Below are 10,663 nucleotides of genomic sequence, written 5' to 3'. Positions count from 1 at the left end.
TCCTGAGCCAGGATCAAACTCTCCGAAGAAATGTTTGACTTGCTCATTTTAAAAAATAAAAATTAACGTTGACGTTTACTATTTCGTTCAGTTTTCAAAGAACTCTTGTCTTAAAGCGACTCCTACATAATAACACTTTATAAGAATCATTGTCAACACTTTTATATAACTTTTTTTAAAACTACTAAAAAACTTATATGTGTTTTGCTGACTTTTTATATATTACCAAAATAAAAAGCCTATGGCAAGGTTTTTTACATAAAAAAAAGCCCCTGCTTTTTCAGGGGCTTTTTTTATTCTTCCGTTTCTTCAGCTTCAATTATTATATCTGTCTCTTCATGTTCATCTAATTCATCTAATACTTCGTCTTCATCTTCTGAAGTTTGTACTTTTGCAACCGTTGAAACAAACTCTTCGTCTCCTAAACGGATGACTTTGACACCTTGTGTGTTACGGCCCATTTGTGAAATATCTGAAACAGAAACACGGATAAGAACGCCGCTTACTGTGATAAGCATAATATCTTCTTCTTGAGATACGCATTTCAGTGCGACAACATCACCATTTTTATCAGTGATATTACATGTTCTTAAACCTTTACCGCCTCTTGTTTGTACACGATATTCCTCAATCGGCGTACGTTTTCCGTAACCATTTTTCGTAATGATCAAGATATCTGATTGTTCTTCGAGAATCTCCATACCGATTACTTCATCTTCTGAATCGAGAGTAATCCCTTTAACTCCAGTAGCTGTACGTCCCATTGAACGAACATCATTTTCATTAAAACGAATTAACATACCCTTCTTCGTTCCAATAACCATATCGCGCTTACCATCTGTCAATTTAACAGAAATCAATTCATCTTCTTCTCTTAAATTCAAGGCGATAAGTCCGCTATTTCGAATGTTCTCAAAAGAAGATAAAGGTGTACGCTTAGAAATTCCTTGTTTTGTAGTAAAGAATAGATACCAATCGTCTACAAATTCATCGACGCGAATGATGGCATTTACCCATTCACCTTTGTCTACTTCTAATAAGTTAATAATAGGTATCCCTTTAGCTGTTCTTCCATACTCTGGAATTTCGTATCCTTTCGTACGGTAAACTTTTCCCTTATTTGTAAAGAAGAGAATCGTATCATGAGTAGACGTTGTTAGAAGATGTTCAACGAAATCATCTTCGTTTGTATTCATTCCTTGAATACCTCTTCCGCCTCTTCGCTGACTCTTATACGTAGAAACAGGCAAACGTTTAATATAGCCGTTGTGCGTTAAGCTAATAACAATATCTTGGCGAGGAATCAGATCCTCGTCTTCGATAATTTCAGCTCCTCCGCTTACGATTTCTGTTCGACGGCCGTCATTGAATCTTTCTTTTACTTCTATTAGTTCTTCTCTAATAATTTCTAATACTTTTTCTTCATCTGCTAAAATAGCTTTTAATTCAGCAATTAGCGCTAATAAAGATTGATATTCCGCTTCAATCTTCTCTCGCTCTAATCCTGTTAAACGCTGCAGGCGCATATCCAAAATAGCTTGCGCTTGTTTTTCAGATAACGAAAACTGCGTCATTAATCCTTCACGTGCAATATCTGTTGTTTGAGAACCTCTAATTAAAGCAATAACAGCATCTAAATTATCAAGAGCAATCTTTAAACCTTCTAAAATATGCGCACGTGCTTCGGCTTTTCGAAGTTCAAATTCAGTACGACGACGAATCACCACTACCTGATGGTCTAAATAGTACTGTAGACATTGCTTTAAGTTCAATACTTTTGGCTGTCCATCTACTAATGCAAGAGTATTAATACCAAAACTTGTTTGAAGAGATGTCTGCTTATATAAGTTATTTAATAAAACATTTGCATTTGCATCACGTCTTACTTCAATAACAATACGCATACCCGAACGGTCAGACTCATCTCGTAAGTCCGTAATTCCATCAATCTTCTTATCACGAGCTAGCTCGGCAATTTTTTCAATTAGCTTTGCTTTATTTACTTGGTATGGAAGTTCATGAACAATAATAGTTTGTTTACCATTGTTTTGTTCTTCAATTTCTACTTTTGCGCGAACAATAATAGAACCTTTCCCAGTTTCATAAGCTTTACGAATCCCGCTGCGGCCAAGAATTTGTCCTGCAGTTGGGAAATCCGGTCCTGGAATAATCTCCATTAACTCTGCAATTGTGATATCAGGGTCTTGACTTACAGCTAAAACGCCGTCAATGACTTCCCCTAACTGATGCGGAGGAATATTTGTCGCCATACCTACCGCAATTCCGGCTGAACCGTTTACAAGTAAATTTGGAAATCTAGCAGGTAATACAATTGGTTCACGTTCAGAACCGTCATAGTTATCTTGATAATCAATTGTATCTTTATTGATGTCACGTAACAGTTCCATCGAAACTTTTGACATTCTTGCTTCTGTATAACGCATAGCTGCTGCTGCATCTCCATCAACAGATCCAAAGTTTCCATGACCGTCAATTAGCATATAACGATAGCTAAAATCTTGTGCCATACGAACCATTGTTTCATATACAGCTGAGTCACCGTGTGGGTGATACTTACCAATTACTTCTCCTACGATACGAGCTGATTTTTTATATGGCTTATCCGATCCCATACCTAAATCATTCATTGCATATAAAATACGACGGTGCACGGGCTTAAGTCCGTCTCTTACATCTGGTAAAGCACGCGATACAATTACGCTCATTGCATAATCTAAAAAGGATGCGCGCATTTCTTGACTAATATTTACTTCTCTTATTTGAGAGTTTGGTTTATCTGACATCGATAAGAACCTCCTTCGCGAAGTTCAGTATAGTAATTCATATATATGTAAACGCAGGATAGAACCTATCTCTATCCTGACGTTTATATACCCTTTATAAAAAATATAAAGGGTATTACCGTTCATTTAAATATCGAGATTTTTTACGTACTGAGCATTTTCTTCGATGAAATTACGGCGCGGTTCTACTTTGTCGCCCATTAAAATTTCAAATGTCTCATCAGCTTCAATTGCATCTTGCAAGTTCACCTGAAGAAGGGTACGGAATTCTGGATCCATTGTTGTTTCCCATAATTGTTCAGGATTCATCTCTCCTAAACCTTTGTAACGCTGAAGGTTTGGTTTTGCGCCTTCAGGGAAAGAAGCTAATACCTCTTCTAATTGACGATCGTTGTACGCGTACTCTACTTTTTTACCTTGTGAAACTTTGTAAAGCGGCGGCTGGGCAATGTACACATATCCGTGCTCAATAATCTGTCTCATATAGCGATAGAAGAACGTTAGAAGAAGCGTACGAATATGCGCACCATCTACGTCTGCATCTGTCATAATCACAATTTTATGGTAGCGGGCTTTCGAAATATCAAAATCGTCACCAATACCCGTTCCTAGAGCGGTAATGATTGTACGAATTTCGTTATTAGATAAAATTTTATCTAAACGCGCTTTCTCTACGTTGATAATTTTACCGCGCAAAGGCAAAATAGCTTGGAAATGGCGGCTTCTTCCCTGCTTAGCTGAACCTCCGGCAGAGTCACCCTCTACTACATAGAGTTCGCTAATAGAAGGATCTTTTGATGAACAATCTGCTAATTTACCCGGTAAGTTTGAAATTTCAAGCGCGCTTTTACGTCTTGTAAGCTCACGAGCTTTTTTAGCTGCCATTCTTGCTCTTGCAGCCATTAAACCTTTTTCAATTACCTTTTTCGCCACAATAGGGTTCTCTAGCAAGTAAGTTTCTAAGTGTTCTGCAAACACAGAGTCAGTAATTGTTCTTGCTTCACTATTTCCCAGCTTTGTTTTTGTTTGTCCTTCAAACTGCGGATCTGGGTGCTTAATAGAGATAATAGCTGTAATTCCTTCACGAACATCTTCACCCGTTAAATTGGCGTCACTATCTTTAAATACGCTGTTTTTACGTGCATAGTCGTTAATTACACGCGTTAACGCTGTTTTAAATCCTGCTTCGTGCGTTCCACCTTCATATGTGTGAATGTTGTTTGCGAAAGAATATAAATTACTTGTGTAGCTATCGTTATATTGAATAGCAATTTCTACAGAAATGTTGTCTCGATTACCTTCAATATAGATCGGCTCTTCGTGAATCACTTCTTTCGAACGGTTTAAGTGTTCAACGTAAGACTTAATTCCGCCTTCGTAATGGTATTCACGTCTTTTATCTTCTTCACGTTTGTCTTCAATCGTAATTTTAATGCCGCGGTTTAAGAAAGCTAACTCACGCAGACGATTAGCTAACGTATCAAAATCGTATTCAAGCGTTTCTGTAAAAATTTCACCGTCTGGATGGAATTGAATAACAGTACCTGTTTTATCTGTTTCTCCAACTACTTTTAAGTCAGCAGCCGGTACACCTCGTTCATATTTTTGATAATGAACTTTACCGTCACGATGTACGTGTACTTCCAAAGAGGTAGAAAGTGCGTTAACAACTGAGGCACCTACACCGTGTAATCCACCAGATACTTTATAGCCGCCGCCGCCAAATTTACCTCCGGCATGAAGAACCGTTAAGATAACTTCAACAGCAGGTCTGCCCATTTTTTCTTGAATACCAACTGGAATTCCACGACCGTTATCTTTGACTGTAATACTATTATCCTTTTCGATAATAACATTAATTTCATCGCAATAGCCGGCCAGCGCTTCATCAATACTATTATCTACAATTTCCCATACAAGATGATGTAAACCCTTTGCGCTCGTCGATCCAATATACATCCCCGGACGTTTACGAACAGCTTCTAATCCTTCTAATACTTGTATCTGATCAGCTTCATATGCTTGTACTTCTTTTTGTTCCATCGTCAAATGTATCACCTACACTTTTTTTTAACAGCAAACTGCTGTATTTATCATTTTGTATTATGTTTTTCGAATATTATGTGGAAATAATACGGAGCCTTTAATGTATTTGCCATTTGTTTACTTATGCACAAAATTTTCATAATCGAGGGTACGAGTTGAAATATATAGACTTAAAACTATAATGATATCATATTTCAGTTAGATTGCCTTGTGAAAAGTTTTTAGACAGATCAATTGCTATTTGACCTTTTGAATTTGGCCAGCTTCTACATGATATGTAGCGGCTTTTTCTAAGGTCTCGTGATGAATTCCTTCAATGCTCGTTGTCGTTACAAACGTCTGAACTTTTCCTTGGATGGTATTTAGCAAGTGTGATTGACGAAAATCATCTAATTCAGACAATACGTCATCTAAAAGCAAAATTGGATATTCACCTACTTCTTGATGAATTAACTCAATTTCAGCAAGCTTTAACGATAAAGCAGTCGTCCGCTGTTGCCCTTGTGAACCAAATGTTTGAACGTCTTTTTCATTAACGTAGAAAAGAAGATCATCACGGTGTGGTCCTGCTAAGGTGACACCTCTATCAATTTCTCTACTTTTTATTTTATCAAACTTTTGATGATATGCTTCTAACATTTTCGACAAATCTGCATCTTCTGATACATCAATTGAATTCTTATACTCAATTTTTAATGTTTCTAAGTCTCGACTGATCCCTTTATGAATAGGCTCTGCCCACTGTTGGAGTAACTGTAAAAACTCAAAACGTTTTTTTAAGATTTTCGCTGCCATTTCACTTAACTGTAACGTAAGTACGTCTAAAAGTGAAAGATCCGTTTGTTTTTTTGTCTGCAGCTGCTTCAAATATTGATTTCTTTGCTGCAAAATCTTTTGATACCTGCTTAGATCATGCATGTAAACAGGCGAAACTTGACCAATTTCCATATCGATAAATTTGCGCCTAACTTGCGGACTCCCTTTAACTAGGTTCAAATCCTCCGGAGCAAACATGACAGTGTTAATTGACCCTATATATTGACTGAGTTTTTTCTGCTCAATGTGATTATATTTTGCTTTTTTCCCTTTTGTTGAGATGACTAAATCCAGTGTAACGGGCCCTCTATGCTTTTCTACAATGCCCGATAGCTTTGCATACTCACAGTCCCATTTAATTAATTCTTTATCGTTGGACGTACGATGAGATTTAGCCATAGATAATACGAAGATCGATTCCATCACGTTTGTTTTACCCTGTGCGTTTTCACCCAAAATGACGTTTACTTTATTTTCAAAGGGAATCGTTGTCTTCGTATAGTTTCGGTAATTTGTTAAAGTAATTTCTTTAATATACAAACGTTTCACCAACTTTAAGTAATAACAACAAATGATCCTGCAGCCGGTATATCTACTTCGTCATTTGCATATAATTTACGTCCGCGGCGCTCTTCTAGCTCCCCGTTCACATATACTTCGTGCTCACTTAAAAACCATTTTACCATTCCACCTGTTTGAATGACGTCTGCTAGTTTTAAAAACTGGCCAAGCGTAATGTATTCAGTTGAAATTTTAACCTCTGTTTTCATGCGACTCTCTCACTTTCTAATGATGTATCTCTATTTTACTAAATAATTCTTCTTGAGAAAAGAAAGCTACTAGTACGGCATGCTAGTAGCTTTCTGAGATTTAATATGTTCGCACTGGTAAAATCAGCTGCAGCATTGAATCATCCTCTAATGTTCGAATGACAAATGGACGCATCGCACCAGTGAAGTTAATTTTGATATCTGTTCCTTCGAGCGCTTTTAATGCGTCTAACATATATTTTGCGCTAAAAGAAATTTTTAATTCTTCTCCTGAGATAGACTGACTTTGTACCTCTTCAATGACTTTTCCGATTTCAGGAGAGTTAGAAGAAATTTCAACAATTCCTTCATCTAGCGTAGATAGTTTTACTACGTTGTTTCTTCCTTCACGAGCTAATAAAGAAGCACGGTCAATCGATTGTAAAAATTCTTTTACGTTCAATATAACATCCGTTTTACTATCGGCTGGGATCAATCTTGAAGTGTCAGGATAATTTCCGTCCAGTAATCTTGAGAAAAATAGTAAGTGTTTTGTTTTGAATAATACTTGATTTTCCGTGATAACGATGTCTACTAATTCATGAGAATCATCAAGGATCTTACTGAATTCACTTAAACTTTTACCTGGAATAACCACATTATACGTTGCTTCATTTCCAGTTTCAATGGTCGCTTTTCGCAAAGCTAGACGATGACTGTCAGTGGCAATACACGTTAATTCTTTGCCGTCGACTTTCCAGTTTACACCTGTCAAGATAGGTCGTGTTTCTGAGGTGGACACTGCAAAGACAGTTTGTCGAATCATGTTTTTTAATAAGTCTGTCGGTAATCTAAACATGTTGTTTTCTTCGATCTGTGGCAAATGAGGATACTCTTCTGCATCTAAACCATTTAAGTTAAATTCAGCTTTTCCTGAACGAATGATTGTTAAAAAGTGACTTTGGACGTCCAATTCTACGATGTCTTTAGGAAGCTTTTTGACGATTTCACTAAAGAAACGAGCTGGGAGAACAACGCTTCCTGGTTTTTGGATATCAACAATCTCTTTTCCTTCTTCCTCGTTTGGAATAAACGATTCAATAGAGATATCAGAATCACTTCCGGTTAAAGTAACACCTTCTTCAGTCGCTACAATTTTAATCCCTGTTAAAATTGGAATTGTTGTTCTAGAAGATACAGCTTTCATAACGTCTTGAACGCTTTGAACTAGGTAGTCTTTCTGTATGATAAATTTCATAATAATTAATCCTCCTTAAAAGTAGGTTTAAAAGCTTATTATTTATTATATTTTAAGATAGTAGTAGTAATAGGGGCTGTGGAAATGTGGATAACCCCTAAAAACGTGAGAACACAGCCTATCCACATGTGGACAGACTGTGTACAATCCTAACTCACTTATACACAAAATACAAGTAAAAAAAGCCTATATTTTTAGTGATTCACTTATTTCTTTAATTTGTTTTTGTAGGTCAGTATCTGTTTGAACAAGTTTTGAGATTTTTTCATGAGCATGGATGACCGTAGTATGGTCTCGCCCGCCAAACTCTTCTCCAATTTTAGGAAGCGAAAAATCCGTTAGTTCGCGAGAAAGGTACATGGCAATTTGTCGAGGAAACGCTACTGACTTTGTACGTTTCTTCGCTTTGAAATCATCTAATTTTATATTAAATTCTTGTCCAACAATCTGTTGAATATCTTGAATCGTAATAACCCTAGGTTTTGAACTAGGAATGATATCTTTTAATGCTTCTGCTGCTAAGTCAGCGTTTATATCTTTATTAATTAGTGAAGAATAAGCTACTACGCGAATAAGTGCTCCTTCTAATTCTCTGATATTTGAATCAATCTGATTGGCGATATAAAGCATAACTTCATTTGGAATAACTAAGCCGTCCGCTTTTGCTTTTTTACGCAAAATAGCAATTCGTGTTTCCAAATCTGGTGGTGTGATGTCTGTAATAAGGCCCCATTCAAAGCGAGAACGAAGTCGATCTTCAAGTGTAGGAATTTCTTTTGGCGGTCGATCACTTGAGATGACAATCTGCTTGCTTTCTTCATGAAGCGTATTAAACGTATGGAAAAATTCTTCTTGTGTCTGCTCTTTACCCGCTAAGAATTGAATATCATCAATCAGTAAAACATCTACATTGCGGTATTTGTTGCGGAATTCTACTGCTTTATTGTCACGAATAGAGTTAATAAACTCATTTGTGAATTTTTCAGATGATAAGTACACGACTTTAGCAGCAGGATTATGATCTAACACATAGTGGCCTATTGCGTGCATTAAGTGTGTTTTACCTAATCCTACTCCCCCGTAAATAAAAAGCGGATTATAGGCTTTAGCCGGCGCCTCTGCTACTGCTAAAGAAGCTGCATGGGCAAAACGATTCCCAGATCCGATAACAAATGTATCAAAGGTATACTTCGAATTTAGCATACTTTGAGGGAATTCTGCTCCTTCGTCTTTATTGACTTTCTTTTTAGGAGTTTGAATATCGAATTCTTCCTCGGCCTGGTTAGGAGGAATAATAAATTTCACATCTAACTCTTCCCCCGTAAGGTCGTAAAGTGTTTCAGCAATTAAATTAGAATACCTAGATTCTAACCAGTCCCGTGCAAAATCATTAGGTGCAGTAATAATGAGCGTGTCTCCTTGCAAAGCATGAGCTTTTGTCGATTTGAGCCAGGTTTCAAAACTAGGTTTGCTTAATTTTTTTTCAATTTGATCTAAAGCTCTGTTCCATAAATCATGAATGTTTTCCAACGAGTAACCCCTCCTTTTTCTAGTTTTCATGCGCTTTGTACAACCCTTGTACAACCTGTACAAAACCTTATGCATAAAAAATTTATATTTATACAATTGCTATTATGTGGGTAAATATATATTATAGAAGAAAGCCGACTATTCGACAGATTCCACATGGTGTGGATAACTTTATACAGTGATAGTGGAAATGATGTCCACAAGTTGTCCACAGTTTGTGGATAAAAACCAACTGTGGAAAAGTAATTAAGAGTGAAAACAAAAATATAATATCAAAGAATTCGGCATGATGCAATGAATTTTCGAAACTTATCCACAATCACTACACCTTGTGGAGAAAAGTTTTCCACAACACAAGATAGTGTGCATGAGTTGTCGATAAGAAATGGAAAAGTAGAAAAATGTCGAAAAAACTTATCCACAAAGGTTTAAGAGAAGAATTTGAATAAAAAAGAGGCTTTTTATAACATTTATTGTTGTAGTTTTGTTCAGTAACGATGCGATCGCAGCTGGTAGAGAAAGAAAAAGAGATGAAAAGGAAAAATTTTTTCTTTAATAAATCAATGAATTTTATTGATTAGGTATAGACAATTGGGTTATAAAGATATTAGAATGAAGAAGATTGAGTAAAACAGATAATGAAACCAAGAGATTGAAAATTTTATTTTTTAAATAACATTGACATCTTCTTAGTCTTTTCATTATAATTGCAAGGACTGTCTTTTTCAGTTATTCCTCGAGGAGGTGTTTATAGATGAAAAGAACTTACCAACCAAACAAACGTAAGCACAGTAAAGTACACGGTTTCCGCGCTCGTATGAGCTCAGCGAATGGACGTAAAGTTTTAGCTCGTCGTCGTCGTAAAGGAAGAAAAGTATTATCAGCATAATAGACCACTGACGCCAGTGGTCTTTTTTCGCTTTCTAAGGCTAAAATCACCTCTGTTCCTGTAGGGACTACATAAAAGCATGACCTGAAAAAGGGCAGGAGTTGTTAAAAATGAAAAAAAGATATCGTATAAAAAAGAATGATGAATTTCAAACCGTTTTTAAAAAGGGCAAGTCCGTAGCGAATCGCCAATTTGTCTTGTATGTTCTAGACAAACCGGATCAAGAACATTTCCGCGTAGGATTCTCCGTGGGCAAAAAGATTGGAAATGCCGTGACTCGTAATCGAGTTAAGCGCCTTGCTAAACAAATTATGTTTGAATTCACACCGTATTTAAAGCAAGACAAAGATTATATTGTAATTGCAAGGCAGCCTGCTGCAACAATGAGCTATGAAGAAATTAAAAGCAGTTTGCAGCATGTCTTTAAGCGTGGCAAATTACTTACACATAGACAAAACGATTAATAAACAATAGAAGAAAAGCCTTTAATAGCTGTTGTTTTTCTACCGCATCCTTATATAATGGATTTTGACGCACTTTCAGAATTGAAAGGTGAACATGTAGAAGGAGG

8 protein-coding genes are annotated in these 10,663 nt (G+C 36.5%); 2 read left to right on the top strand and 6 right to left on the bottom strand.

Features of this window, described 5'->3' with window-relative positions; genetic code table 11:
• Positions 1 to 293: 293 nt before the first annotated feature.
• The 6 genes from gyrA to dnaA form a co-directional block, all read right to left on the bottom strand.
• On the bottom strand, positions 294 to 2,804 hold the full coding sequence (gyrA, locus tag WKH56_RS26115) for a DNA gyrase subunit A (protein WP_028411909.1): 2,511 nt from the start codon (positions 2,802 to 2,804) through the stop codon (positions 294 to 296).
• A 126-nt stretch (positions 2,805 to 2,930) separates the two neighbouring features.
• Positions 2,931 to 4,847 (bottom strand): DNA topoisomerase (ATP-hydrolyzing) subunit B, encoded by a 1,917-nt coding sequence (gene gyrB / locus WKH56_RS26110; protein ID WP_028411910.1) that lies wholly within the window; start codon positions 4,845 to 4,847, stop codon positions 2,931 to 2,933.
• A 240-nt stretch (positions 4,848 to 5,087) separates the two neighbouring features.
• Complete coding sequence (gene recF, locus WKH56_RS26105; protein ID WP_013054823.1) at positions 5,088 to 6,206, bottom strand: DNA replication/repair protein RecF; 1,119 nt, start codon at positions 6,204 to 6,206, stop codon at positions 5,088 to 5,090.
• Between the two features lie 14 nt (positions 6,207 to 6,220).
• The gene (gene yaaA, locus WKH56_RS26100; RefSeq protein WP_013054822.1) at positions 6,221 to 6,436 is read right to left on the bottom strand and encodes a S4 domain-containing protein YaaA; all 216 of its coding nucleotides are present in this window, start codon (positions 6,434 to 6,436) and stop codon (positions 6,221 to 6,223) included.
• Between the two features lie 100 nt (positions 6,437 to 6,536).
• Positions 6,537 to 7,673: a DNA polymerase III subunit beta gene (gene dnaN / locus WKH56_RS26095; RefSeq protein ID WP_013054821.1), complete on the bottom strand. Its 1,137-nt coding sequence runs from the start codon at positions 7,671 to 7,673 to the stop codon at positions 6,537 to 6,539.
• A gap of 186 nt (positions 7,674 to 7,859) precedes the next feature.
• Positions 7,860 to 9,203, bottom strand: a complete 1,344-nt coding sequence (gene dnaA, locus WKH56_RS26090; protein WP_028411911.1) for a chromosomal replication initiator protein DnaA — start codon at positions 9,201 to 9,203, stop codon at positions 7,860 to 7,862.
• Positions 9,204 to 9,957: 754 nt separating this feature from the next.
• Between dnaA and rpmH the strand changes: the two genes are divergently transcribed.
• Positions 9,958 to 10,092 carry a 50S ribosomal protein L34 gene (rpmH, locus tag WKH56_RS26085; RefSeq protein WP_013059930.1) on the top strand — a complete coding sequence of 45 codons (135 nt, stop codon included), beginning with the start codon at positions 9,958 to 9,960 and terminating at the stop codon, positions 10,090 to 10,092.
• Positions 10,093 to 10,202: 110 nt separating this feature from the next.
• Entirely contained in the window at positions 10,203 to 10,556 is a 354-nt protein-coding gene (rnpA, locus tag WKH56_RS26080) for a ribonuclease P protein component (RefSeq protein WP_013059929.1), read from the top strand.
• Positions 10,557 to 10,663: the final 107 nt, after the last annotated feature.

Source organism: Priestia sp. SB1, assembly GCF_038898415.1.
Note: the sequence above shows the minus strand (reverse complement) of the source record. Positions and strands in the feature narration are given on the sequence as shown.

What these genes read in the sequence shown, in the direction of transcription:
- gyrA (WP_028411909.1), bottom strand. Translation starts at nt 2,804, where the DNA reads ATGTCAGATAAACCAAACTCTCAAATAAGAGAAGTAAATATTAGTCAA.
- gyrB (WP_028411910.1), bottom strand. Translation starts at nt 4,847, where the DNA reads ATGGAACAAAAAGAAGTACAAGCATATGAAGCTGATCAGATACAAGTA.
- yaaA (WP_013054822.1), bottom strand. Translation starts at nt 6,436, where the DNA reads ATGAAAACAGAGGTTAAAATTTCAACTGAATACATTACGCTTGGCCAG.
- dnaN (WP_013054821.1), bottom strand. Translation starts at nt 7,673, where the DNA reads ATGAAATTTATCATACAGAAAGACTACCTAGTTCAAAGCGTTCAAGAC.
- rpmH (WP_013059930.1), top strand. Translation starts at nt 9,958, where the DNA reads ATGAAAAGAACTTACCAACCAAACAAACGTAAGCACAGTAAAGTACAC.
- rnpA (WP_013059929.1), top strand. Translation starts at nt 10,203, where the DNA reads ATGAAAAAAAGATATCGTATAAAAAAGAATGATGAATTTCAAACCGTT.